Source organism: Pseudomonas sp. GT1P32, from assembly GCF_054897805.1.
Map to the genome: position 1 here is coordinate 4,349,556 of NZ_CM142704.1, position 23,641 is coordinate 4,373,196.

The 23,641-nt window shown below is 59.8% G+C and carries 21 protein-coding genes; 13 read left to right on the forward strand and 8 right to left on the reverse strand.

Translation table 11 applies throughout. The annotated features are described in order from the left end of the window. Window positions 1-3 precede the first annotated feature (3 nt). The 3 genes from znuB to zur are packed head-to-tail and all read right to left on the reverse strand — an operon-like array spanning window position 4 to window position 2,052. Window positions 4-792 carry a zinc ABC transporter permease subunit ZnuB gene (znuB, locus tag ACYZUC_RS19890; protein WP_008027673.1) on the reverse strand — a complete coding sequence of 263 codons (789 nt, stop codon included), beginning with the start codon at window positions 790-792 and terminating at the stop codon, window positions 4-6. Continuing rightward, window positions 785-1,570: a zinc ABC transporter ATP-binding protein ZnuC gene (gene znuC / locus ACYZUC_RS19895; protein WP_008027671.1), complete on the reverse strand. Its 786-nt coding sequence runs from the start codon at window positions 1,568-1,570 to the stop codon at window positions 785-787. Before znuC ends, znuB begins: the two co-directional genes overlap by 8 nt. After that, window positions 1,570-2,052 carry a zinc uptake transcriptional repressor Zur gene (gene zur / locus ACYZUC_RS19900; protein WP_008027669.1) on the reverse strand — a complete coding sequence of 161 codons (483 nt, stop codon included), beginning with the start codon at window positions 2,050-2,052 and terminating at the stop codon, window positions 1,570-1,572. The genes znuC and zur overlap by 1 nt, the downstream gene beginning before the upstream one ends. Before the next feature lie 66 nt (window positions 2,053-2,118). On the opposite strand from zur, the gene ACYZUC_RS19905 reads away from it, so the two are divergent. Next, a complete protein-coding gene (locus tag ACYZUC_RS19905) occupies window positions 2,119-3,039 on the forward strand; it encodes a zinc ABC transporter substrate-binding protein (protein ID WP_461989854.1) in 921 nt (306 codons plus the stop codon). A gap of 126 nt (window positions 3,040-3,165) precedes the next feature. Here the strand turns inward: ACYZUC_RS19905 and ACYZUC_RS19910 are convergent, their stop codons facing one another. Both ACYZUC_RS19910 and ACYZUC_RS19915 read right to left on the reverse strand, forming a co-directional pair. Beyond that, window positions 3,166-4,116, reverse strand: a complete 951-nt coding sequence (locus tag ACYZUC_RS19910; RefSeq protein ID WP_461989856.1) for a homoserine kinase — start codon at window positions 4,114-4,116, stop codon at window positions 3,166-3,168. 58 nt (window positions 4,117-4,174) lie between these two features. Beyond that, a complete protein-coding gene (locus ACYZUC_RS19915) occupies window positions 4,175-4,462 on the reverse strand; it encodes a DUF2782 domain-containing protein (protein ID WP_008027663.1) in 288 nt (95 codons plus the stop codon). 74 nt (window positions 4,463-4,536) lie between these two features. On the opposite strand from ACYZUC_RS19915, the gene polA reads away from it, so the two are divergent. Further along, a complete protein-coding gene (gene polA / locus ACYZUC_RS19920) occupies window positions 4,537-7,308 on the forward strand; it encodes a DNA polymerase I (protein ID WP_461989858.1) in 2,772 nt (923 codons plus the stop codon). 372 nt (window positions 7,309-7,680) lie between these two features. Here polA and yihA read toward each other — a convergent pair whose 3' ends face one another. Further along, window positions 7,681-8,325 (reverse strand): ribosome biogenesis GTP-binding protein YihA/YsxC, encoded by a 645-nt coding sequence (gene yihA, locus ACYZUC_RS19925; protein WP_008044703.1) that lies wholly within the window; start codon window positions 8,323-8,325, stop codon window positions 7,681-7,683. A gap of 191 nt (window positions 8,326-8,516) precedes the next feature. On the opposite strand from yihA, the gene ACYZUC_RS19930 reads away from it, so the two are divergent. The 7 genes from ACYZUC_RS19930 to ACYZUC_RS19960 all read left to right on the forward strand — a co-directional run bounded on the left by ACYZUC_RS19930 (window position 8,517) and on the right by ACYZUC_RS19960 (window position 15,852). Next, complete coding sequence (locus ACYZUC_RS19930; RefSeq protein ID WP_008027657.1) at window positions 8,517-8,807, forward strand: c-type cytochrome; 291 nt, start codon at window positions 8,517-8,519, stop codon at window positions 8,805-8,807. Between the two features lie 46 nt (window positions 8,808-8,853). Next, a complete protein-coding gene (locus tag ACYZUC_RS19935; protein WP_461989860.1) occupies window positions 8,854-9,483 on the forward strand; it encodes a c-type cytochrome in 630 nt (209 codons plus the stop codon). Window positions 9,484-9,682: 199 nt separating this feature from the next. Beyond that, window positions 9,683-10,324, forward strand: a complete 642-nt coding sequence (gene dsbA / locus ACYZUC_RS19940; RefSeq protein ID WP_461989862.1) for a thiol:disulfide interchange protein DsbA — start codon at window positions 9,683-9,685, stop codon at window positions 10,322-10,324. A gap of 14 nt (window positions 10,325-10,338) precedes the next feature. Further along, a complete protein-coding gene (locus tag ACYZUC_RS19945) occupies window positions 10,339-11,217 on the forward strand; it encodes an endonuclease/exonuclease/phosphatase family protein (protein ID WP_150630683.1) in 879 nt (292 codons plus the stop codon). Next, complete coding sequence (locus tag ACYZUC_RS19950; RefSeq protein WP_461989864.1) at window positions 11,214-13,277, forward strand: GGDEF domain-containing protein; 2,064 nt, start codon at window positions 11,214-11,216, stop codon at window positions 13,275-13,277. The genes ACYZUC_RS19945 and ACYZUC_RS19950 overlap by 4 nt, the downstream gene beginning before the upstream one ends. Window positions 13,278-13,379: 102 nt before the next feature. Continuing rightward, entirely contained in the window at window positions 13,380-14,162 is a 783-nt protein-coding gene (locus tag ACYZUC_RS19955; protein WP_461989866.1) for an N-acetylmuramoyl-L-alanine amidase, read from the forward strand. Between the two features lie 76 nt (window positions 14,163-14,238). Continuing rightward, window positions 14,239-15,852 carry an EAL domain-containing protein gene (locus tag ACYZUC_RS19960; protein ID WP_461989867.1) on the forward strand — a complete coding sequence of 538 codons (1,614 nt, stop codon included), beginning with the start codon at window positions 14,239-14,241 and terminating at the stop codon, window positions 15,850-15,852. Window positions 15,853-15,859: 7 nt separating this feature from the next. On the opposite strand, the gene ACYZUC_RS19965 is transcribed toward ACYZUC_RS19960, so the two are convergent. Together ACYZUC_RS19965 and algB are read right to left on the reverse strand one after the other, a co-directional pair. Next, window positions 15,860-17,650, reverse strand: a complete 1,791-nt coding sequence (locus tag ACYZUC_RS19965; protein ID WP_461989869.1) for a KinB sensor domain-containing domain — start codon at window positions 17,648-17,650, stop codon at window positions 15,860-15,862. A gap of 10 nt (window positions 17,651-17,660) precedes the next feature. Further along, a complete protein-coding gene (algB, locus tag ACYZUC_RS19970) occupies window positions 17,661-19,007 on the reverse strand; it encodes a sigma-54-dependent response regulator transcription factor AlgB (protein ID WP_461989871.1) in 1,347 nt (448 codons plus the stop codon). Window positions 19,008-19,444: 437 nt separating this feature from the next. Between algB and ACYZUC_RS19975 the strand changes: the two genes are divergently transcribed. The 4 genes from ACYZUC_RS19975 to ACYZUC_RS19990 all read left to right on the forward strand — a co-directional run bounded on the left by ACYZUC_RS19975 (window position 19,445) and on the right by ACYZUC_RS19990 (window position 23,587). Further along, window positions 19,445-19,732, forward strand: a complete 288-nt coding sequence (locus tag ACYZUC_RS19975) for a hypothetical protein (protein ID WP_008044713.1) — start codon at window positions 19,445-19,447, stop codon at window positions 19,730-19,732. Between the two features lie 81 nt (window positions 19,733-19,813). Next, on the forward strand, window positions 19,814-19,978 hold the full coding sequence (locus ACYZUC_RS19980; RefSeq protein WP_003177151.1) for a DUF1328 domain-containing protein: 165 nt from the start codon (window positions 19,814-19,816) through the stop codon (window positions 19,976-19,978). Window positions 19,979-20,811: 833 nt separating this feature from the next. Then, window positions 20,812-22,143, forward strand: a complete 1,332-nt coding sequence (gltP, locus tag ACYZUC_RS19985) for a glutamate/aspartate:proton symporter GltP (RefSeq protein WP_461989874.1) — start codon at window positions 20,812-20,814, stop codon at window positions 22,141-22,143. Window positions 22,144-22,357: 214 nt separating this feature from the next. Next, window positions 22,358-23,587, forward strand: coding sequence for a nucleoside recognition domain-containing protein (locus ACYZUC_RS19990; protein ID WP_461989876.1), 1,230 nt, complete (start codon window positions 22,358-22,360; stop codon window positions 23,585-23,587). Window positions 23,588-23,641: the final 54 nt, after the last annotated feature.

The following is a 23,641-nucleotide window of genomic DNA, read 5'->3' on the forward strand; positions in this document are numbered from 1 at the left end:
AGTCTACACCCCTCGACGGGGCAGGACAAAACTCAGCAGAAACAGTGCGGCAGCCGTCACAACAATCGATGGGCCCGCCGGGGTGTCCTTGAACCAGGACAACGCCAACCCGCCACACACGGCGAGCATGCCCAGCAGGCTCGCGCCCAGCGCCATCTGTTCCGGCGACTTGGCGTGACGTTGTGCCGCAGCCGCAGGGATGATCAACAGCGACGTAATCAGCAACACACCGACGATTTTCATCGCCACCGCGATCACCACGGCGATCAGCAACATCAAGGTCAGGCGCAGCGCCGGCACGGGCAGACCTTCCACCCTCGCCAGTTCTTCATGCACCGTGATCGCCAGCAATGGCCGCCACAATGTCACCAGCAAGGCCATGACAGCGGCGCTGCCACCGAGAATCCAGGCCAGATCGGTCGGGCTTATCGCCAGCAAATCGCCGAACAGGTACGCCATCAGGTCGATCCGCACTTCGTGCATGAAGCTTAGTACGACAAGGCCCAAAGAGAGCGTGCTCGGTGCGAGAATTCCCAAAAGAGTGTCGGACGCCAGCGGCTGACGCTGTTGCAAGGTCACCAGCAACACGGCCAACAGCAAACAGCCGACGGTGACCGCCACGGTCGGACTGACATCCAGCAGGAAGCCCAACGCCACGCCGAGCAAGGCGGCGTGGGACAGGGTGTCGCCGAAATAGGCCATGCGCCGCCAGACCACGAACGAACCCAACGGGCCCGCCACCAGCGCCAGAGCCAGACCTGCAAGCAGGGCGTAGAGCAGAAAATCAGCCATGCTTGCAGCTATCTCCGTGAACGTGAGGTTGGGCCGACGGGGCCGCACTGACGACCGAACCATGCAGATCATGGGCGTGGTCGTGATGGTGGTGATAAATCGCCAGGCTTTGTGCGTTCTTTCCGAACAGCTCGACGAAAGCGGGATCGCCGCTGACTTGCTCGGGATGGCCGGAACAGCAGACGTGACGGTTGAGGCAGACCACTTGATCGGTGGTGCTCATGACCAGATGCAAATCGTGGGAAACCATCAACACGCCGCACCCGTGACGATCACGCAGACGGGTGATCAGGCTATAGAGTTCGGCCTGCCCCGCTACGTCGACGCCTTGCACCGGCTCATCGAGCACCAGCAGTTCCGGCTCGCGCAATAGCGCGCGAGCCAGCAGCACGCGCTGCATTTCACCGCCGGAAACACTTTGCACCGGGCTGTCGATCACCTGTTCGGCGCCGACCTCCTTGAGGGCTGCCAAGGCGCGGGCACGGTCCACGCCGGGCACCAGACGCAGAAAGCGCAGCACCGACAGCGGCAGCGTCGGGTCGACGTGAAGTTTTTGCGGCATGTAACCAACGCGCAGTTTCGGCTTGCGCCACACGCTGCCGCTGTCCGGCTTCAGCAGACCGAGCACCGCCCGCACAAGGGTGGTCTTGCCGGCGCCATTGGGGCCGATCAGGGTGACGATCTGCCCCGGCTCGACGCTCAGCTCAATGTTATCCAGCACGCTTTGCCCGGCAAACGTGACGGCAACCTGCTCGAGACGGATCAACGCGTTGCTCATCAAGCCCCCTGGCAACCCGAGCAGAGGCCGACCACTTCGACCGTCTGACCTTCGACAACGAACCCGACATCCTTGGCGCTGGTGATAATCGCGTCGCTGATGGATTTTTGCTCAAGCTCGATGGCGGCATGGCATTCGCGGCAGATCAGGAACTGGCCCTGGTGCGCGTGTTCCGGGTGATTGCAGCCGACGAAGGCGTTCAGCGAGGAGATGCGGTGCACGAGGCCGTTTTCCAGCAGGAAATCCAGCGCGCGGTACACGGTCGGCGGCGCAGCGCGGCGGCCGTCCTGCTCGCTGAGTACAGCCAGAATGTCGTAGGCACCCAGCGGCTTATGGCTTTGCCACACCAGTTCCAGCACCCGCCGGCGCAAGGCGGTCAGGCGCAAGCCTTGCCGAGCGCACAGGGCATCGGCCTCAGACAGTGCGCTATGCACGCAATGAGAGTGGTCGTGGGGACGGCTGGCAATCGGTGTTTTAGGCATGAGCGGCGACGAGTTTTGTGAGAGACGTTATTATGTTACCCGTTCTCGCCTCTTTGAGTGGTCATCGTGTCCCGACTTTTTTCTATCTTTGTCGCATTTGTCGCCAGTTTTCTGTTGATCGGTTCTGCTCAGGCCGAAGTCAAAGTCCTCACCAGCATCAAGCCGCTGCAGTTGATTGCCGCTGCGGTGCAGGACGGTGTGGCGATTCCTGAAGTGCTGCTGCCGCCGGGGGCTTCGCCGCATAACTATGCGTTGCGCCCGTCCGACGTACGGAAGGTGCAGTCGGTGGATCTGGTTTACTGGATCGGGCCGGACATGGAAGGCTTCCTGCCTCGCGTGCTGAACGGTCGTACGCTGCCGAGCGTTGCCGTGCAGGATCTGCCGGGGCTGAAATTGCGTCGTTTCGCCGAAGACAGCCACTCCCACGCCGAAGAAGCCGACGAGCATGATCACGATCACCGTCCGGGCAGCCTGGATGCGCATTTGTGGCTATCGCCGATCAACGCTCGCGTGATCGCGACGAAAATGGCCGCTGATTTGAGCGCTGCCGATCCGGCCAACGCGGCGCGCTATCAGAGCAATCTGAAGGCGTTCGATGAGCGTCTCGACGCGCTGGACCTGCGCTTGAAGGCTCGACTGGCGGGCATCGCGGGCAAACCGTACTTTGTGTTTCATGAAGCGTTCGACTACTTCGAAGAGGCTTACGGCCTCAAGCATACCGGCGTGTTCAGCGTCGCTGCCGAAGTCCAGCCGGGTGCCCAGCATGTGTCGGCAATGCGCACGCGGTTGCAGGAAGTGGGCAAGACCTGTGTGTTCAGTGAGCCGCCGTTGCGACCGCGTCTGGCGGAAACACTGGTGGCGGGTTTGCCGGTGAAACTGGCGGAGCTGGATGCGCTGGGCGGGTACACACCGGCGACTGCTCAGGGGTATGAGCAGGTGCTGGAGAAGTTGGGGAATGATTTGGCGGGGTGTCTGGAGTCGTTGTAATTCCAGAATTGCGGCGCCCCATTCGCGGGCAAGTCGGATCGCCGCACCGCTCGCTCCTACAAATTTGTGTACGACGCCAACTTGTAGGAGCGAGCGGTGCGGCGATCCGACTTGCCCGCGAAGCTTTTAAAGGGCGAAAGGCAACGGCGTATTGACCTTCTGCCGCTGCGCCAACCGCTGCTGAAATTCCATCGGATCGTGAATCAACACGTCCTGCCCGGCGAAAGACTCCGCGGCAATCAACCGCGACAACCAGAATCGCACACACGCCACGCGCAGCATGGTCGGCCACAATTCAGCCTCGGTCGCAGTGAATGGCCGCAACGCTGCATACGCCCCAAGCAACGCCCGCGCCCGCGGTCCGTCAATCAGCCCGTCGTCATCCGAACACCAGTCATTCAAGGCAATCGCTACGTCGTAGAGCATCGGCCCCGAGCACGCGTTGTAGAAGTCGATCAACCCGGTCAGGTGCGTGCCTTCGAACATCGCGTTATCGCGGAACAGATCCGCGTGGATGTTGGCCCGTGGCAACGCCAGAATTTTCTCTTTTTGCTGTGTGATTTCATCCAGCGCCCGTTGCAGCAGATCACTCTGCTCGGCATTCAGGTGCGACAGCAGTTGCGTGCCCTCTTCCAGCATCCAGTCCAGACCGCGATCGGTTTTGCGCTTGATCATGTTGGCCTGGGTCGCCAGGTGCAGATGGCCAAGCAACTCGCCCACCTGAGCGCAATGTTGCGCGTTGGCTTCCTTGATGTGCTTGCCCGCCAGACGCGGTTGCAGCAGCGCAGGCTTGCCGGCCAGCTCGCGCAGGGCGACGCCATCGGTGGTGCGCAAGGCGTAAGGCACCGGCAGGTCGGCTTCATGCAGCACGTCCAGCAGCTCAATGAAGAACGGCATCTCCTGAACCGGACCGCGCTCGACCAGGGTCAGGACAAATTCGCCCTGCTCCAGGCTGATAAAGAAGTTGGTGTTTTCGCTACCGGCAGCAATCCCCTGAAAATCAAGCAGGCGGCCGAGCCCGTAAGGGGCGAGAAAGGTTTCCAGCTCAGGCCGAGCCAGCGGGGTGAACACAGACATGTTTTAACTGCCAGTACGGGCGCCGCAAATGTCGGCGCCGATTAAAATTAAGGACGACTTACCACTTAAATATTTCCCACGCCGGGATCAGCATATCCGGGTAGTCCGAGCGAATGAAGTTACCTTCCGAGCCATCCGCACGCACCAGGAAATAAGGTTTGCCACCTTTCGGCGTGACCTTGATGGCATACAAAAAACCATTTTGCCGATATTCCTGAATGGTTTTATCCCCTTCCGTGCGGATCGTGACATCCGGGTCCGGCGAAGGTGCGTCATCCGCCGCCATCACGGCCAACGGCGCAATTGCAAACAAGCCAGCCAGCAACAGGCGATTTAGTGTGCGCATGATAACCTTGTCCCTTTGTCGTCAACGGTCCCGCTATTCTAGCGCCGGACCCGCCGAAAAGGTTGATCCTGCTCATGAGCCAAGCCCCCCTCGTCCTGGTGGACGGTTCTTCTTACCTGTACCGCGCTTTTCACGCCCTGCCGCCGCTGACCACGTCCAAAGGTCTGCCGACCGGAGCGGTCAAAGGCGTGCTGAACATGCTCAAGAGTCTGCGCAAGCAGTACCCGGACAGTCCGTTCGCCGTGGTGTTCGACGCCAAGGGTGGGACGTTTCGCGATGACATGTACGCCGAATACAAGGCCAATCGCCCGAGCATGCCCGACGACATGCGCGTACAGATTGAGCCGCTGCACCAAAGCGTGATCGCGCTGGGCTTCCCGCTGCTGTGCGTCGAAGGCGTCGAGGCCGATGACGTGATCGGCACCCTGGCCCGCAGCAGCGCAGCGGCCGACCGCCCGGTGATCATCTCCACCGGCGACAAGGACATGGCGCAACTGGTCGACGGCCACATTACCTTGGTCAACACCATGACCGGTAGCAGCATGGACGTGGAGGGCGTGAAGGAGAAATTCGGCGTCGCTCCCGAGCAGATCATCGATTATCTGGCACTGATGGGCGATTCTTCCGACAACATTCCGGGCGTTCCGGGCATTGGTCCGAAGACTGCTTCCGGCTTGCTCGTAGGCGTAAACGGCGGCCTGACCGAGCTGTATGCACAGCTCGATATCGTCCCGACCCTGCCGATTCGCGGTGCGAAAACCCTGCCGGCCAAGCTCGAAGAGCACAAGGAGATGGCCTTCCTCTCCTATCAGTTGGCGACGATCAAGATCGACGTGCCGCTGGACATCGGCCTTGATGACCTGCAAATGGGCAAGCCGGATCACGACAAGCTGGCCGAGCTCTACACCCTGCTCGAGTTCAAAAGCTGGTTTGAAGACAACCAGCGCGACGCCAAGCGCTCCGGTCAGGAAGTCACCGCGCCGGCGGCTGAGGAAGCCGCCGTCGAGAGCGAACTCAAATACACCACGATCCTCACCCAGGCCGATTTCGACCTGTGGCTGAAGAAGCTCAACGACGCCAAACTGATCGCCTTCGATACCGAAACCACCGGCATCGATGCGCAGCAGGCGCAACTGGTTGGCCTGTCGTTCGCCGTACAGGCCAACGAAGCGGCCTACATTCCACTGACCCATTCCTACATGGGCGTGCCGGATCAACTGGATCGCGACACCGTGCTGCGCGCACTGAAACCGATCCTGGAAGACCCGAACAAACTCAAGGTCGGCCAGCACGCCAAGTTCGACATGAATATCCTGGCCAACTGCGCCATTGGTGGCGATCAGAGCTGCGGTATCACCGTGCAAGGCATCGCCTTCGACACCATGCTCGAATCCTACGTACTGGACTCGACCGCGACCCGCCACGACATGGACAGCCTGGCGCTCAAGTACCTGAATCACACCACCACCAGCTTCCAGGACATCGCCGGCAAAGGCGCCAAGCAGCTGACCTTTGACCAGATCTCCCTGGAACTGGCCGGACCGTACGCCGCCGAAGACGCCGACGTAACACTGCGCCTGCATCAAACCCTGCAGGAAAAGCTCAACGCGATTCCGAGCCTGAGCAAAGTCCTGAGCGACATCGAAATGCCGCTGGTGCCGGTGCTCGCACGGATCGAGCGTCAGGGCGCGCTGGTCGACGCCAACCTGCTGGGCATCCAGAGCGTGGAACTGGGCGAGAAGATGGTCGCGCTGGAGCGTGAGGCATTTGCCATTGCCGGTGAGGAATTCAACCTCGGTTCGCCGAAGCAATTGGGCGTGATCCTGTACGAAAAACTCGGCCTGCCGATCCTCAGCAAAACCGCCAAGGGTCAGGCGTCCACTGCCGAAGCGGTGCTGGCGGAACTGGCCGAACAGGATTACCCGCTGCCCAAAGTGCTGATGCAGTACCGCTCGATGAGCAAACTGAAAAGCACCTACACCGACCGCCTGCCGGAGCAAATCAACCCGCGCACCGGACGGATTCACACGTCTTATCATCAGGCCGTCGCGGCGACCGGGCGTTTGTCGTCAAGCGATCCGAACCTGCAGAACATTCCGATCCGCACCGCCGAAGGTCGGCGGATCCGTCAGGCGTTCGTGGCGCCTAAAGGCTACAAGCTGCTGGCCGCCGACTACTCGCAAATCGAACTGCGCATCATGGCTCACCTGGCCAAGGACGAAGGTTTGCTGCACGCCTTCCGCAATGACCTGGACGTGCACAAAGCCACGGCCGCCGAAGTGTTCGGCGTCGAGTTGGCAGAGGTCACCACCGATCAGCGTCGTAGCGCCAAGGCCATCAACTTCGGTTTGATCTACGGCATGAGCGCGTTTGGCCTGGCCAAGCAGATCGGCGTGGACCGCAAACAGTCTCAGGCGTATATCGACCGCTATTTCGCCCGCTACCCTGGCGTCCTGGAATACATGGAGCGCACGCGCGCCCAGGCGGCCGAGCAAGGTTTTGTCGAGACCATTTTCGGTCGTCGTCTGTACCTGCCGGAAATCAACGCGAAAAACCCGGCCCTGCGCAAAGGCGCCGAACGCACGGCGATCAACGCACCGATGCAAGGCACTGCGGCAGACATCATCAAGAAAGCCATGGTGGCTGTGGATAACTGGCTGACGTCGTCAGGCCTCGACGCCAAAGTCATCCTGCAGGTGCACGATGAATTGGTGCTTGAGGTGCGTGAAGACCTGGTCGACCAGGTTCGTGAGGAAATTCGCGTGCACATGAGCGACGCTGCGAAGCTGGATGTGCCGCTTCTGGTCGAGGTGGGCGTGGGAAATAACTGGGATGAGGCTCACTGACACATCCTCTGTAGGAGCTGGCTTGCCAGCGATGGTCGCTAACGATGACGCGTGTTTCCTGAATGCACGCGGCGTTCTCGAGTCCATCGCGAGCAGGCTCGCTCCTACAGGGTATTTCGCTGCGGCAAAGTGTCGCGATGAAGGGGCTTATTTCTGATAGCGATCCGGCTTATTTCAAATGGTTTTGGAAACACCGGAACTAAACCTGTGAACTGCCACTCAGAGTTACTGAATGGCTGGTGAAGCCCTTCGATGCTCCTATGTTGTGTTAAGTGTTGGCAGATAATCTGGACCCCGCCCTAGCGGTCCGGAACTTGAACCCCGGAACTTCCCCCTCCCCATAAGAAGTCCGGGGTTTTTTTTGCCTGCGATTTATTGCTCGACGGGTTCAGCGCCCTTGTCCGCCAGCTCCATCCAGCCTGCCAGTACAGTGTAGGCCTCTTCCAGACCGAGGCGTTTTGGCGCCGAAAACAGCTGAATGGTGATCGCATCGCCCCAGCCTTTGCGGATATCCGACTGCACCTTGAGCAGGACGTTCTTCGCTGCGCCGTAGGTCAATTTGTCCGCTTTGGTCAGCAAAATGTGCATCGGCATGCCGCTGGCCACGGCCCAATCGAGCATCAACAGGTCGAAGTCGGTCATTGGATGACGGATGTCCATCATCAGAATCAGACCTTTCAAACTCTCGCGACCACCCAGATAAGCTTCCAGGTGACGCTGCCAGTGCAGCTTCAACGGGATAGGTACTTTCGCGTAACCGTACCCCGGCAGGTCGACCAGACGCCGATCATCGTCTAGCTTGAAGAAGTTCAAGAGTTGCGTGCGACCCGGGGTTTTCGAGGTCCGCGCCAGGCTGGCATGCGTCAGGGTGTTCAAAGCGCTGGATTTACCGGCGTTGGAACGCCCGGCGAAGGCCACTTCGAAGCCTTCGTCGTCGGGACATTGGTCGACTTTGGCAGCGCTGAGCATGAAGGTGGACTGTTGGCACAGGCCGAGGATGGGGTTCTTGAGTTGCATGGGATTTCCGATGTGGGCGGCGCCGGGAATGGACGCGGCAAGCGGTGTCGTTTCCGTTTCAGTGACGCCAGTATATAATGCCGCAGATTTTGTGTGCGCTTTGTCCCAGCGTAGGATGAAGTTCACGAGAGCGATTGACCTTGATTGCGCATTAGAACGCAGAACGCTCTCAACCCTGAAAAGGTCGTTTTATGACGAAATGGCTGCTAGCTGCCGGTGTCTTGATACCGCTTTACAGCGCTCAGGCTACACAGGATCCGGAAGCTGTGTACAACCGTGTTTGTGGTGCCTGTCATTCCGGCCAACTACCCATGGCGCCCAAAAAGGGCGATCAGGAAGCTTGGACGCCGAGGTTGGCGAAAGGTATGGAGACGCTGGTGCAACACGTGACCCAGGGTTTCAAGGCGATGCCGCCGCGTGGTTTGTGCATGGACTGCAGTGCCGAGGATTACCAAGTCATCATCCAGTGGATGAGCGAGTGATCCCGGTCCATAACTCTTTAACCCTTAGCCGTAGTTGGATTAGCTGATGAACAAATTGATCGTGAGTCTGCTGTTGACCGTGGGCATCTCCGGCATGGCCCATGCTGCAGGTGAGGCAGTACAACCGGGTGATGCAAAAGCCGGTCAGGCCAAAGCCGCCGTATGTGGCGCCTGCCATGGCCCGGATGGCAACAGCATGGCGCCAAACTTTCCAAAACTGGCGGGGCAAGGTGAACGCTACCTGACCAAGCAGTTGCACGACATCAAGTCGGGCAAGCGCACCGTTCTGGAAATGACCGGCCTGCTGACCAACCTGAGCGATCAGGACCTGGCCGACATCGCCGCCTACTTCGCCAGTCAGAAAGGCAGCGTTGGCGCCGCCGACCCGAAAGTCGTGGCTCGCGGTGAAGCACTGTTCCGTGGTGGCGACCTGGCCAAGGGCCTGCCAGCCTGCACCGGCTGCCACTCACCTAATGGCGCTGGCAACGCAGCTGCCGGCTTCCCGCACCTGGGTGGCCAACACGCTCAATACGTCGCCAAGCAACTGACCGAATTCCGCAAGGAAGAAGGCGGTCGTACCAACGATGGCGACACCAAAGCCATGCAGACCATTGCCAAACGCCTGAGCGACGAAGACATCGCAGCGGTGTCCAGCTACATTCAAGGCCTGCACTAAGACGGCGAAGCGGGCGCCGCGCGGGATGTACATCTCCTGCAACGTTAACGCTCTATTAATCCGTCGCAGCAAGTATAAAAAGGGTGGCTCAGGCCACCCTTTTTTGTGCCTGCTGCCGTTACACTACAGAACTCAAGCCCGCCATGACCTGTCTGAAAGCAGGTCGCGCGAGGCGACCCAAATTGTCCAGGAGTAAAGCATGCGTAATCTGATCATCAGCGCCGCACTCGTCGCTGCCAGCCTGTTCGGCATGACTGCCCAAGCCGCCGAAGCCCCCGCCGCCCCTTATGTCGAACTGAGCAATCCGGTTCCGGTTGCGGTGCCTGGCAAGATCGAAGTGGTGGAGCTGTTCTGGTACGGCTGCCCGCATTGCTATGCATTCGAGCCAGTGATCAATCCATGGGTTGAGAAGCTGCCGTCCGACGTGAATTTCGTGCGCATTCCTGCGATGTTCGGCGGCCCGTGGGACGCACACGGCCAGATGTTCCTGACCCTGGAAGCCATGGGCGTCGAGAGCAAGGTTCACGCAGCGGTGTTCAACGCAATTCAGAAAGAACACAAAAAGCTGACCGATAAAAACGACATGGCCGACTTCCTGGCGACTCAAGGCGTAGACAAGGACAAGTTCCTGGCGACCTTCGATTCCTTCGCCATTAAAGGCCAAATCAACAAGGCCAAAGAACTGGCCAAGAAATATGAAATCTCCGGCGTTCCAACCATGATCGTCAACGGCAAGTATCGCTTTGACGTGGGCTCTGCCGGCGGCGCCGAGCAAGCGCTGCAACTGGCCGACAAACTGGTCGACAAAGAGCGAGCGGCGAACAAGGCTGCTGCCAACTAAGCGCGGAACCTGCCATGCGCCGCTGGGGTACTGAACGCGTCGTTGGCCTGCATGATCCGCGGGTCAACGAGCATCACCTGGAATCGACGGGCCTGCCCGCAGACAGCCGTCTGCGCTTGCTCAGCTTCAATATCCAGGTCGGTATCAGTACCGAGCGGTATCGGCACTACCTGACCCGGGGCTGGCAACACCTGTTGCCGCACACCGGGCGTGCCGACAATCTGCAAAAAATCGGCAATCTGCTGGGCGACTTCGATCTGGTTGCACTGCAGGAAGCCGATGGCGGCAGCCTGCGATCCGGCTACGTCAATCAAGTGGAACACCTGGCGCAACTCGGCGCCTTCCCCTACTGGTATCAACAACTCAATCGCAACCTCGGTCGTCTCGGCCAGCACAGCAATGGCGTGCTCAGCCGCCTGCGCCCGTGGGCGATTGAAGATCACCCGCTGCCGGGGCCCAAGGGGCGCGGGGCGATCCTGGTGCGCTTCGGCGAAGGTCCGGAAGCGCTGGTGGTGGTCATGATGCATCTGGCGCTGGGCGCACGCACCCGCAGCATGCAACTGGCTTACATCCGCGAGTTGATTGGCGGCTATAAACACCAGGTGCTGATGGGTGACATGAACACTCATGCCAGTGATCTGCTGCAAAACTCCGCGTTGCGCGATCTCGGCCTGCTGGCGCCGCAACTGGAAGCGACCTTCCCTAGCTGGCGCCCGCAGCGCTGCCTGGACCACATACTGCTGAGCCCGACCCTGACGCTGGAAAAGGTCGAAGTGTTGGCTCAACCCATTTCCGATCACCTGCCGGTCGCGGTAGAAATTCGTCTGCCGGGTTCGCTCACGGCCGATGCATTCCCCGCGTTGAGTCCTGCCCCTCGCGGAACCCCTGAATGAGCGACGAAGCACAGCGCTGGAAAGAGAAATACCTCAAAAGCATCGAACAACAGGAAAAACTCGAGCGTCGTTGGGATGCCCGGCTCGACTTGCTGCGTCGGGGGTTGGTGCGCAGTACGCTGGCGGCCGAGGGCACTGACCGCGCTGTTGACCAATGCATGAAAGAAATGCGCGAGGTCATCCGCACCAATGACATGGATGCGGGCCTGGCGGCGCTGCTTCCGCGACTGGAAAAAGCCGTACTCGACTCCGAACAGCGTCGCGAAACCCGTGTCAATCAGACCAGTGCCGCGCTGACCTCGCTGGTAGCGCAACTGCAAACGCTGCCGTTGCCCCGGGAAGTGAGCCGGCCACTCAAGAACTTTGCCAAAACCCTGGATGGACGCGTCAGCCAGGCGCGCGAGATCCCGTTACTGCTCAGCGAACTGAGCGGCCTGCAAGGCAAAGCCTTGAATCAGCTGGAGAACCCGGCAGAACCCGGTCGTCCGGGTTTGCTGCAACGACTGTTCGGCAGTCGTGAAGCGGATGAAGCCACCCAGGAAGCTGCGGCTCCGCAGGCCCAAGCGCCCGCTCCAGCGCCTGTAGAAGCCATGGCTGCTTTGCCTGCCGAGACGCCGCGAGTCGCCGTCGAATCCGCGCCAGTCGCCGCTGAGCCACCGGCGACAGTGCCTGACACACCCGCGGCCGCACCCGAGCCGCCGGTGATCGAGACGCCGACAGACGCCCCGCCGCCTGCCGTCGTGGCGTTTGTCCCGCCAGTTGTTGAGCCTCAGCCAGTGCCCGACGTGGAAACACCGGTCCCGCCGCAGGTTCAACAACCGGAGCAACCGGCACCCGCCGCGATGACACCGGTTGTCGAGGCTGAACCGCCTGGCAATCCCGACGAACTCACCCCGGTGGTGCTTCTCGACAGCTTGCCCCTGCCCTCGGCCGCGGCCCAGGCGCTGGCCGCCATCGATCCGGAACAACCTGAACACGATATTCTCTACGCCCTTCCGGACTCGCCCGAGCCGTCCTACAGCTCGGTGGCCAAGCACATCGAAGACACGCTACTGGGCCTGCTCGACGACCTGTCGCTACCCGAACGTCACCGCCCACAAGCCGAAGCGATGCGTGATCGCCTGCAAAATGGTTTGAATTGGTACGAACTGCTGCCGATCCTCGACGATCTGGCAACTTTGATGCTGGCGATCAACAACAGCGGACAGCACGAGTTCGAAGTTTATTTGCAGCAACTCAACGAACGCCTCGAGTCGTTCCAGAGCAACTTGCAAGCCGCCAGCGATGGCCATGCCGACAACCAATCTGCGGCACGGCAAATGGACACGCAGATCCGCGAACAAGTCGACGGCTTGCAGAGCAGCATGCAGGAAGCCGCCGACCTGGACGACCTCAAGCATGTGCTGGAGAACCACCTCGAAGGCCTGTTGGGCACCATGGACCAACACCAGAAGCAGCGCGACGAACGCGAACAGGAAGTGGCCGCCCGCCTGAAAGGCCTGGCCGAACGGGTGGCGCACATGGAGCAGGAAGCCCAGGGTTATCGTGAGCATCTCGAAGAACAGCGCCAGAAAGCCTTGATCGACCCGCTGACCGGGCTGCCGAACCGGGCGGCCTGGAGCGAGCGGCTCGACCACGAAATCCATCAGTGGCAGCAGCACGGCAACACCCTTCTGCTGGCCATGCTCGACCTCGACCATTTCAAACGCATCAACGATAACTATGGTCATCTGGCGGGCGACAAAGTGCTGAAAATCATCGCCACGGTGCTGCGCAAGCGCCTGCGCGGGACAGATTTCATTGCGCGCTTTGGCGGAGAAGAATTTGTCCTGTTAATGCCCGGCACAGTGCCGGCCGTCGGCGCAAAACTGTTGGAAAGCTTGCGAGCGGCGGTAGAAGCCTGCCCGTTCCATTTCAAAAGCGAGCCGGTGACCATCACCATTTCCATGGGACTGACCGCGTTCAAACCCGGCGAACACAGCGATCTGGTGCTTAAAAGAGCCGATCAGGCGCTGTATCGTGCAAAACATGCCGGGCGTAACCGAGTGGAACTGGGCTGACAGCCAATTGTTCCATTTTGTTTAAAAGCTCGCGCCGACCATTCTCGCGCAAGGCAGTACGTTACACTGTTGCATTACTGTCTTGCGCGTACTGCCTCTACCATGAAATTTCTCACCCTCTTCGTGTCGCTGATCCTGTTGGCCGGCTGTGCCAGCGGACCTCGGTTCGACACCAGCCATCCTTCGGCCAATCACGACAGCCGCGTTCAATTCGTGGTGGTGCATTACACCTCGGCATCGCTGGAACGCTCGTTGCAACTGCTGACCCACGGCGAAGTCAGCAGCCATTACCTGATCGGCGACGACAATAACGCCACTATCTATAAGTTGATGGACGAAAACCAACGGGCATGGCACGCCGGAGAAAGTGAGTGGCAGGGTCGGACCTGGTTGAATTCCAGCTCCATCGGCATTGAAATCGTCAATCCAGGATTCAAGGAACTCCCGACCGGAGGGCGTTACTGGTATCCCTACAGCGAAGCTCAGGTCCAGTCCTTGATCGTCCTGCTAAAAGACATCAGCAAACGTCACGCCATCAACCCCCACAGCATTATTGGCCACAGCGACATCGCACCGTTTCGCAAGCTGGACCCGGGGCCGCTCTTCCCCTGGAAGCGCCTGGCCGCCGAAGGCCTTGGTGTTTGGCCAGACGAGCGGGCCGTGGCGCGGCAACAAGTGCAGTTCGACTCGAAACTGCCGAGCGTCAGCTGGTTTCAGGCGCAGTTGGCCCGCCTGGGTTACGCCACGCCGCAAACCGGCGAGCTGGATGTGGCGACGCGTCACGTGATCGGTGCCTTTCAGATGCATTTCCGGCCATCCCGCTTCGACGGCATGCCAGATGCGCAGACAGCTGCGCTTCTCCAGGTGTTGAATCAGACAAAATAATGACGCCCGCCCGACGGTGCGGGCTTTTTCCCAATCAGCAGCTATAACTCATTGGTAATTCTTCGGATATTCCCATATGCCTGCTGCTCGAGAGACGCTTCGTAGCTGGTTCTATCGCCCGTGGTTTCTGGCGATGCTGGCGGCCGCCCTGAGCAGCGTGTTGCTATTGGCGCTCAGCCTGTTCGTGGCCATTCATCAGATCGAGCAGAACGAAAGTCTGGAAATGAACGCGCAAGGTGAGCGATTTCTTTCGCGCCTGGAGCAGTTGTTCGGGCAACTGCGCGAAGGCCTCGATGATCTGGAGGCCCAACCGCTGCGAACCTGCGACAAAGACATGATCGCCACTTTGCAGCAGGTCACCTTCAACTACCGCTTCGTTTACGAGGCTGCGTATATGGATGCCTCGAAGATCTGCTCCAACCGACCGAGCCAGGAAGGACTGTCGCTGACACGAGCTCCGGACATTCAAGACCCCACTTACAGTTATTGGCTGAACACCACCACCGAACCTGATGAAAACCGGGCCGCGCTGATGCTCGGACGTGGCAATTTCCGTGTCGCGACCTCTCGCGGACATTTGACCGACATGGTCGATCTGTCACCGGGCAGCAGTCTTTTGGTGATACTCGACCACGGCACCCGCGCGATTCCGGTGCTGGGCTCCCCGCAAGCCTGGCCGCCGACCGAGTCTTGGCCACCGAAAAGCACCGAAGCCTTGCAAGTCACCCCGACTCGCTTGATTTACCTCATGCCGACCAAAAGCCCCGAATACCAATTGGTGCTGATCACCCCGCGCACCGCCGTGAATGTGCCTGCCGCCTGGTGGTGGCTGGTGCCGGCCAGCCTGGCATTGGGAATCCTGGTGGGCTTCATGGTGTTTCTGCTGGTGCGTCAGCGGCAGTCGCTGGACGCCGAATTGACCGGTGCGATACGACGCGGCGAGTTGCAGGTGTTGTATCAACCGATCTTCGACCTCGACAGCCGCAACTGCGTCGGAGCCGAAGCCTTGCTGCGCTGGCGCCGGCCGGATGGCACCCTGACCAGCCCCGACCTGTTCATTCCGATGGCGGAGAACACCGGCCAGATCCGTCAGATGACCGACTTCGTCCTGCAACGCCTGCTGGAGCAATTGGGGCAGTTGTTGCGAGCCAATCCGCAACTGTACATCTCGGTCAACCTCGCAGCGTGCGATGTCATGGTGCCGCGAATCGGTCAGGTGATGGCGCGCCTGCTGACCTTGCACCGGGTCGCGGCCAAGCAGATTGCCTTTGAGGTGACCGAGCGGGGATTGATTGACGTGGTGGTGGCCCGGGAAAACCTGCAGGCCTTGCGTGATGTCGGGCATCAGGTATTGATCGATGACTTTGGCACCGGCTATTGCAGCCTCGCCTATCTGCAAACCCTGCCGGTGGACTGCCTGAAAATCGACAAGGCGTTCATCGATGCGCTGGGGCATGACGCCGCCAGCAGTGGCGTGGCGCCGCACATCATTCACATGGCCCAGTCGCTGCACTTGAAGGTGATTGCCGAAGGCATCGAACATGAAGCCCAAGCCGCATTTTTGAGCAGTGAAGGGGTGAAGTTCGGTCAGGGCTGGTTGTTCGCCCATGCATTGAGCGCCGTACAGTTCATCGAGCTGATAACCCGGGGTCGGCGACTGGCCGGCCGACGCCTGGATGACGAAGCGTAAACGCGCGTTAAACCGCCAACGCCATGTAGAACTGCGTGCCCTGCCCCGGTCGCGAATAAACCCCCATCCGCCCACCGTGCAACTGCACGATTTCCTTGCACAACGCCAGGCCGAGCCCCGCGCCACCCTTCTTGCGCCCGACCTGCACAAAAGGCTCGAAGATTCGCCCCTGCTGGCCGTAGGCGATGCCCTCGCCATTGTCCTCGACGCTGATGATCACCCGCTCCCCATGACGCCGTGCCTGCAAGCGTATCAGGCCGTCTGGGCCGGTATGGCGCAAGGCGTTGTCGATCAGGTTGTCGAGCACACGGTCCAGTTGCGGCTGATCGGCCTGCAACCACGGTAACGGACCTTGCACCTCCACCAGCAGGTGGATGCCCTTCTCTTGCGCTGTATCAGCGAACCGCGACCGGGCCTGCTCCAGCAGCGCCTCGATGGAGCACGGTGCCAGCGAGAGTTTCTGCAATCCGTTCTGGTAGCGGGAGAAGTTCAGCAAGTCGTTGATCAGTTGCATCAAACGCTGCATCTCTTCATTGACGGTGTCCAGCAGATCAGCTTCTCGCGAGTCTTGCGCAAAATGCGCGCGCTCACGGAACAGGCCGAATGCCATGTGCATTCCCGTGACCGGCGTTCGCAGCTCATGGGAAGCGCGCAACACAAACTCGCTGCGCACACGCTCGAAAGCACGCTGCTCGGTGACGTCATGCAACACCATCACTGCGCCCAGAATATGACCCTGCGTATGACTGACCGGTGTCAGGCTGTACGTGAGCAACCGCGACTCGCCGTCGACCTCGATACTCAGGTCGTCCGGTGCCCGCTCCAACGTACCGCCACGTAGTACCAGTTGCAGCTGTTGATCCAGCTCGGGTCGTTCGAGCGCTGTGCCCAGACCCTGGCCGAGACGGTCGGTGTCCCAACCCAACTGGCGCTGCGCCACCGGGTTGAGGTGTTCGAGATGGCCGTCGCGGTCGATCATCAGCAGCCCGTCGTCGATGCTATCGAGCACCGCCTGCAAACGCTGCTGGCCGGCGAGCAATTCGTCGATATTAGTGGCCTGATGCTGACGCAGAGCCTCGGCCATGATCCCGAAACGCTTGGTCAGCAGATTCATTTCCACTGCCGAGGAAATCGGCAGGGTTACCTCGAAATTGCCCTGGCCGATGTTGTCGGCGGCCTGGGCCAACGCCTCGATCGGTTCGCCGAAACGACGTGCGATTGCATGAGCGGTGACGAAACCGATGATCAGCACCGCCAGACCGACCAGTCCGAGCAGGCCGGCAATCAGCAGCGCTCGTTCCCGCGCCTGACGTTGCGTGTCATTGATGGCATCCAGCGCTCGCTTGTGCTCGGTAATCAGCCCGTTGCGCAGCACGTTGAATTTTTCGGTGAGGTCTTCGTTGCCACTCAGCACATGGGACGGATCGTGTGCCTGGCCCAGCGCCTGAAGAAACCGCAGGTAATCGTCCTTGGCCTGCCTGAAACCGTGTTGGCCGCTCTCTTGGCTTTGCTCATGGGCGATGCCCTCATCCAGCAGCTGAAGATAATGCTGTCTGGACGTTTCAAACGCCGCAGGATCTGGCTTGTCGCCCAGCATGAGGATCAGTTGATCGCCCAAGGTCTGGCGCATCTTCAGGCCCAGATCCAGGGTGACGAAGTTGTTGCGAACCAGCGCTTCCTGGGTTCCCGCCATCTGCATCACGCTGACCAGGCCGAGCAAAAGCCCCAGCAGCGCCACGGTGATCAAGGCGGAAATACTCAGAAAAAGCCGAGTACGCAACTTCATCGCCAGTTTCATCGCGCAGGGCTCACAAGTTGTACTGCTTGCGTTTGCGGTAGAGCGTCGAAGCGTCGATGCCGAGCGTCTTGGCGGCCTGATCCAGGGTGTCGGCGGTGGCGAGGACCGCGCCGATGTGGGCCTTCTCCAGTTCATCCAGGCTCAGCGCAGCGCCGATGCGTGGCGCGTTGTTGACCGGGGTTTCGGCCATGCCCAAGTGGCTGATTTCAACCCGTTCCTGTGGACAGATAATGCTCGCCCGCTCGACCACGTTGCGCAGCTCGCGGATGTTCCCGGGCCAGCGATAGCTGAGCAGCGCTTCACGGGCTTCTTCACTGAAGCCCCGCGCCGGACGCGCGTATTCCTTGACGAACCGGGCCAGAAAACGGTCAGCCAGGTTCAGAATATCTTCCCGTCGTTCGCGCAGCGGCGGCAGGTGCAAGGTGATGACGTTCAGGCGATAGAGCAAATCTTCACGGAAACGGCCGTCGCGGACCATGTCTTCAAGATTGAGGTTGGTGGCCGCGAGGATGCGCACATCGGCGCGGCGGGTGACCGGATCGCCGACGCGTTCATATTCCTTGTCCTGGATGAAACGCAGCAATTTAGGCTGCAACGTCAGGGGAAAGTCGCCGATCTCGTCGAGAAACAGCGTTCCGCCGTCAGCCTGGTTCACTCGCCCGAGCGTGCTTTCACTGGCGCCGGTGAACGCGCCACGGCTGTGACCGAACAGCTCGCTTTCCATCAGTTCGGCGGTCAGCGATGGGCAGTTGATGGTGACGCAGGATTTTTTCGCACGCTTGCTCCAGCCGTGAATGGCCTGGGACAGTTCACCCTTACCGGTACCGGACTCGCCGAGAATCAGGATGTTGGCATCCGTGCTGGCCACTTGGCGGGCGGTTTCAAGCACCACTTTCATCGCCGGGCTGTGGGAATCCAGACCGTCCTTGGGTTTGCGCACTTCACCTTCCAGCGCCTCCAGACGGGCCGACAGTTCCCGCACTTCCAGTTGCTTGGCGGTGGCAAGGCGCAATTGATCGGGGCTGCACGGCTTGACCAGATAATCAGCGGCACCGGCCTGAATGGCATCCACCGCGGTGTCCACAGCCGAATGTGCGGTGACAATCACCACGCGCATCCACGGCGCCTGAATGCGCATCTGCGCCAACACGTCGAGGCCATTGTCCTCACCGAGACGCAAATCGAGGAAGCACAGGTCGAACACCTGGCGTTGCAGCAGCGCATCGGCCTGCGCCGCGCTGTTGGCGGTGGCGACGCTGTAGCCTTCATCTTCGAGGCAGTATCGGAACGTTCGCAGGATGGCGGACTCGTCGTCCACCAGCAGAATGCGGCCTTGATGCTCAGTGGCTGATTCCATTTTCCTACGCTCCTTAAAGAATGATCTTGGTTTAGTCCCGGAATAATCGGGCAAGTTGCATGGTTGATTCTGGTCGATTCCAACTACAGCAGGGTAGCTCGCTCCTCACCCTACGGCTAATCACCTGATTTTGTTGTTTTTTTATCAGATAGCCGGTTTTCAGGTGATTCCCCATCTCTCCTTGTGACATCCGCGCCCTCCCCGCAATTCAAAAAAAGTGAAAGTTCCTAAAAAGCCATCGTGCATTACGCACGACTGTGGAGGAGCCATCGTGCAGGATGCGTCCGACATGATTTTCATAGAAATCATAACCGTTTGATTTTATTGGTATTTATCATCGTTAAAAGCTGGCATGCAGGCTGCAATAACCTGATTAACCAGGGCATTCAGAAACGTGGCCCATAACAAGATCACTACAGAGTGGGAGGAGCTTCAGGATGAATCGCCAACGTGCCGCCCAATTGCGTATCTCGCCACTGCATATCCAGCAAGGCCTGTTTGCTGTTCTGGCGCTCCTGATCACCTTGATCGGCGGCCAGCAGTTTCAGCGTTGGGAGCAGAGCCAGCAGCAAGAAGCGCCACGCGTGTCGATTCAGCATCCGACCCAAACCCACTTCAGCGCCGTCAGCAGCAGCTTCGCTGACAGCGCCCCGACGCGAATGATGGATGTCGACCAGGCTCAGCCTGCGGACGAACTGACACGTCAGGAACGTTGGGTGTTCTAGACACACGAACTTGGCGCGCTCGCGGCGCCGGGAAACGCATCACAAGTAGCCTCTCTAAATAGAAGCGTAAGGAGAATCACCATGTTGAGCTGGGCAATCACATTCTTGATCATTGCCATCATCGCTGCAGTACTGGGCTTCGGTGGTATCGCGGGCACCGCCACGGGTATCGCCAAGATTCTCTTTGTCGTGTTCCTGGTGATGTTCATTGCTTCGTTCTTCTTTGGCCGTCGCGGTCGAGGTTGAAGATGAGCGTTTCACCCAAAACGTTGGCAGCCGCCCTGCTCCTGGGCGGCAGTGCCATCGCGATGGCGGCAAGGCGCGGTGCAGAAAACAACTGAAGAAAGATCCTGGCTGGTACTGAATTTGTCACACGAAAGAAGCAGCATTGCTTCTCTCCAATGCGCTACCTGAGGAAGGTAGACGCATGACCAAGGGGTCGGGACGTTCTGCCTGTTTCAGGGGCGGAGTGACCTACGGGTACAGGGAGTACCTGCGAAAGGGCCGGGTCAGGAAAAAGCTGCGACGCAAGTTCGTCGTCCCTCCAGGGCTCGACGGGCTTGCGAAGAGCTTGCACGCAACGCTTTGAAATAGAGCGATCCATCCGGTTTCGCTGTTCCAACCTCTCATTCGCACGACTAATCACCGGAAAATACTTTTCCCGGTGTTTCTTGCGTGACCGTACATCGAGAAAAAACCGCCTTATTTTGCAGCGATTTCTCACCTCTGATTGTCGGATTTTTCTGAAATACCCCTCCCGCACCACTGATCAAAAAACACTCAGCCTGCCCGTAGATGGCCGGTTCACGGCACATATGCCTGCCGAAATGTCACATTCGAACCGTTTGCGACGTCGCTTTCAATGAAAAAACCTCATGCCGATTCGGCATAGGGTAGGCGTTTACGGCATTAGACGTCGCATCCTTGCATCGGAATAGTTGCGCCTTTTTTCGCCTGCCAGAGAGCCATAAATACTCGCTCCGGGGCACCTTATACGGGGGCAGATGCACAAGACTTTTTCGCCAAAAGCGTTCCAGTTCCCGCATCTGCCTGAGTCAAACGCAAGTAAGGGTAAAGATATGAAGAAGGCAAAGCTTAGCCTCGCCTGGCAGATCCTCATCGGTCTGGTATTGGGGATTGCAATCGGTGCGCTGCTCAACCATTTCAGTGCCGAAAAGGCTTGGTGGATCAGCAACGTTCTGCAACCAGCAGGCGATATCTTTATCCGTCTGATCAAGATGATCGTGATCCCGATCGTGATCTCGTCGTTGATCGTCGGTATTGCGGGCGTCGGTGACGCGAAGAAACTCGGCAGCATCGGCCTCAAGACGATCATCTACTTCGAAGTCGTCACCACCATCGCCATCGTCGTCGGCCTGCTGCTCGCCAACCTGTTCCACCCGGGTGCCGGCATCGACATGAGCACCCTGGGCACCGTGGATATTTCCAAGTACCAGGCGACTGCCGCCGAGGTACAGCATGAACACGCGTTCATCGAAACCATCCTCAACCTGATCCCATCCAACATCTTCGCGGCCATGGCCCGCGGCGAAATGCTGCCGATCATCTTCTTCTCGGTGCTGTTCGGTCTCGGTTTGTCGAGTCTGAAGCCTGAGTTGCGCGACCCGCTGGTAACGATGTTCCAGGGCGTGTCGGAAAGCATATTCAAGGTCACCCACATGATCATGAACTACGCCCCGATCGGCGTATTCGCACTGATCGCGGTGACCGTGGCCAACTTCGGCTTCGCGTCCCTGCTGCCGCTGGCCAAACTGGTGATCCTGGTTTACGTCGCCATCGCCTTCTTCGCCTTCGTGGTGCTGGGCCTGATCGCTCGCCTGTTCGGTTTCTCGGTGATCAAGCTGATGCGCATCTTCAAGGATGAGCTGGTGCTGGCCTACTCCACCGCCTCCTCCGAAACCGTGCTGCCGCGCGTGATCGAGAAGATGGAAGCCTACGGCGCGCCGAAAGCCATCTGCAGCTTCGTGGTACCGACCGGTTACTCGTTCAACCTCGACGGTTCGACGCTTTATCAGAGCATCGCGGCAATCTTCATTGCCCAGCTCTACGGCATCGACCTGTCGATCAGCCAGCAGTTGCTGCTGGTCCTGACCCTGATGGTCACCTCCAAAGGCATCGCCGGCGTTCCGGGCGTGTCCTTCGTGGTGCTGCTGGCAACCTTGGGCAGCGTGGGTATCCCGCTGGAAGGCCTGGCGTTCATCGCCGGTGTCGACCGCATCATGGACATGGCACGTACCGCGCTGAACGTGATCGGCAACGCCCTGGCCGTGTTGGTCATCGCCCGTTGGGAAGGCATGTACGACGACGCCAAGGGCCAGCGCTACTGGAACTCCCTGCCGCACTGGCGCAGCAAAGAGAAGCTGCCTGCCGGCGAAGTTTCCAACAACTAAACCTGTAGGAGCCGGCTTGCCGGCGATGAACGATAACGCGGTGTGACTGACACACCGCGGCGTCTCGATCGCCGGCAAGCCGGCTCCTACAGGACAGCGTTGCACGTACATTATGTGTACGACGCAATTGCACAAACGAACCCCGGAGAAATCCGGGGTTTGTCGTTTCTGGCTACCCCGCTATCATTCGCCGCATTCTTCGGGGGATTTACTGATGCTCAATGGCCTTTGGCTTGGCTTCTTCATTGTGGCGGCCGTGTCGGCGCTGGCGCAGTGGCTGATCGGTGGGAATGCCGGGATCTTCGCGGCGATGGTGGAAAGCATTTTCGCCATGGCCAAGTTGTCGGTCGAGGTCATGGTCCTGCTGTTCGGCACCCTCACCCTCTGGCTGGGTTTTCTGCGGATCGCCGAAAAGGCCGGGATCGTCGAGTGGCTGGCCAGAGCGCTGGGCCCGCTGTTCCTGCGCCTGATGCCAGAAGTGCCGGCCGGTCACCCCGCCATCGGCCTGATCACCCTGAACTTCGCCGCCAACGGCCTGGGCCTGGACAACGCCGCTACGCCGATCGGCCTCAAAGCCATGAAGGCGCTGCAAGAGCTCAACCCCAGCGACACCATTGCCAGCAACGCGCAGATCCTGTTCCTGGTGCTCAACGCCTCCTCCCTGACCCTGTTGCCGGTGACGATCTTCATGTACCGCGCGCAGCAAGGCGCGCCGGATCCGACGCTGGTGTTCCTGCCGATCCTGCTGGCCACCAGTTGCTCGACCATCGTCGGTTTCCTGGCTGTCGCGTTCATGCAACGCCTGCGCGTCTGGGACCCGGTGGTACTGGCCTATATGATTCCCGGTGCCCTGATCCTTGGTGGTTTCATGGCGTTGCTGGCAACGCTCTCGGCCACCGCGCTAGCCAGTTTGTCGTCGATCCTCGGCAATCTGACGCTATTCGGGATAATCATGCTGTTCCTGGTGATCGGCGCGCTGCGCAAAGTGAAGGTCTACGAGGCCTTCGTCGAAGGTGCGAAAGAAGGCTTCGACGTGGCGAAGAATCTGCTGCCGTATCTGGTGGCGATGCTCTGTGCCGTCGGTGTACTACGGGCGTCCGGTGCACTGGATTTCGGCCTCGACGGGATTCGGCACCTGGTGGAATGGGCCGGTTGGGACACGCGTTTCGTCGATGCGCTGCCGACGGCGATGGTCAAGCCGTTCTCCGGCAGCGCCGCTCGGGCGATGCTGATCGAAACCATGAAGACGTCCGGGGTAGACAGCTTCCCTGCCTTGGTAGCGGCTACGATTCAGGGCAGTACCGAGACGACGTTCTATGTGCTGGCCGTGTACTTCGGCGCGGTGGGGATTCAGCGGGCACGGCATGCAGTGGGGTGTGCGTTGCTGGCGGAGCTGGCCGGGGTGCTCGGCGCCATTGGCGTCTGCTACTGGTTCTTCGGGTGAGTTTGAGATTTTTCGCTGGCAAGCCAGCTCCTACAGGATTGTGGCGTTCACGCA

Excerpts from the sequence above, each read along its gene's own strand:
- znuB (WP_008027673.1), bottom strand. The coding sequence starts at position 792 with ATGGCTGATTTTCTGCTCTACGCCCTGCTTGCAGGTCTGGCTCTGGCG.
- znuC (WP_008027671.1), bottom strand. The coding sequence starts at position 1,570 with ATGAGCAACGCGTTGATCCGTCTCGAGCAGGTTGCCGTCACGTTTGCC.
- zur (WP_008027669.1), bottom strand. The coding sequence starts at position 2,052 with ATGCCTAAAACACCGATTGCCAGCCGTCCCCACGACCACTCTCATTGC.
- ACYZUC_RS19910 (WP_461989856.1), bottom strand. The coding sequence starts at position 4,116 with ATGTCTGTGTTCACCCCGCTGGCTCGGCCTGAGCTGGAAACCTTTCTC.
- ACYZUC_RS19915 (WP_008027663.1), bottom strand. The coding sequence starts at position 4,462 with ATGCGCACACTAAATCGCCTGTTGCTGGCTGGCTTGTTTGCAATTGCG.
- polA (WP_461989858.1), top strand. The coding sequence starts at position 4,537 with ATGAGCCAAGCCCCCCTCGTCCTGGTGGACGGTTCTTCTTACCTGTAC.
- yihA (WP_008044703.1), bottom strand. The coding sequence starts at position 8,325 with ATGCAACTCAAGAACCCCATCCTCGGCCTGTGCCAACAGTCCACCTTC.
- ACYZUC_RS19930 (WP_008027657.1), top strand. The coding sequence starts at position 8,517 with ATGACGAAATGGCTGCTAGCTGCCGGTGTCTTGATACCGCTTTACAGC.
- ACYZUC_RS19935 (WP_461989860.1), top strand. The coding sequence starts at position 8,854 with ATGAACAAATTGATCGTGAGTCTGCTGTTGACCGTGGGCATCTCCGGC.
- dsbA (WP_461989862.1), top strand. The coding sequence starts at position 9,683 with ATGCGTAATCTGATCATCAGCGCCGCACTCGTCGCTGCCAGCCTGTTC.
- ACYZUC_RS19945 (WP_150630683.1), top strand. The coding sequence starts at position 10,339 with ATGCGCCGCTGGGGTACTGAACGCGTCGTTGGCCTGCATGATCCGCGG.
- ACYZUC_RS19950 (WP_461989864.1), top strand. The coding sequence starts at position 11,214 with ATGAGCGACGAAGCACAGCGCTGGAAAGAGAAATACCTCAAAAGCATC.
- ACYZUC_RS19955 (WP_461989866.1), top strand. The coding sequence starts at position 13,380 with ATGAAATTTCTCACCCTCTTCGTGTCGCTGATCCTGTTGGCCGGCTGT.
- ACYZUC_RS19960 (WP_461989867.1), top strand. The coding sequence starts at position 14,239 with ATGCCTGCTGCTCGAGAGACGCTTCGTAGCTGGTTCTATCGCCCGTGG.
- ACYZUC_RS19965 (WP_461989869.1), bottom strand. The coding sequence starts at position 17,650 with ATGAAACTGGCGATGAAGTTGCGTACTCGGCTTTTTCTGAGTATTTCC.
- algB (WP_461989871.1), bottom strand. The coding sequence starts at position 19,007 with ATGGAATCAGCCACTGAGCATCAAGGCCGCATTCTGCTGGTGGACGAC.
- ACYZUC_RS19975 (WP_008044713.1), top strand. The coding sequence starts at position 19,445 with ATGAATCGCCAACGTGCCGCCCAATTGCGTATCTCGCCACTGCATATC.
- ACYZUC_RS19980 (WP_003177151.1), top strand. The coding sequence starts at position 19,814 with ATGTTGAGCTGGGCAATCACATTCTTGATCATTGCCATCATCGCTGCA.
- gltP (WP_461989874.1), top strand. The coding sequence starts at position 20,812 with ATGAAGAAGGCAAAGCTTAGCCTCGCCTGGCAGATCCTCATCGGTCTG.
- ACYZUC_RS19990 (WP_461989876.1), top strand. The coding sequence starts at position 22,358 with ATGCTCAATGGCCTTTGGCTTGGCTTCTTCATTGTGGCGGCCGTGTCG.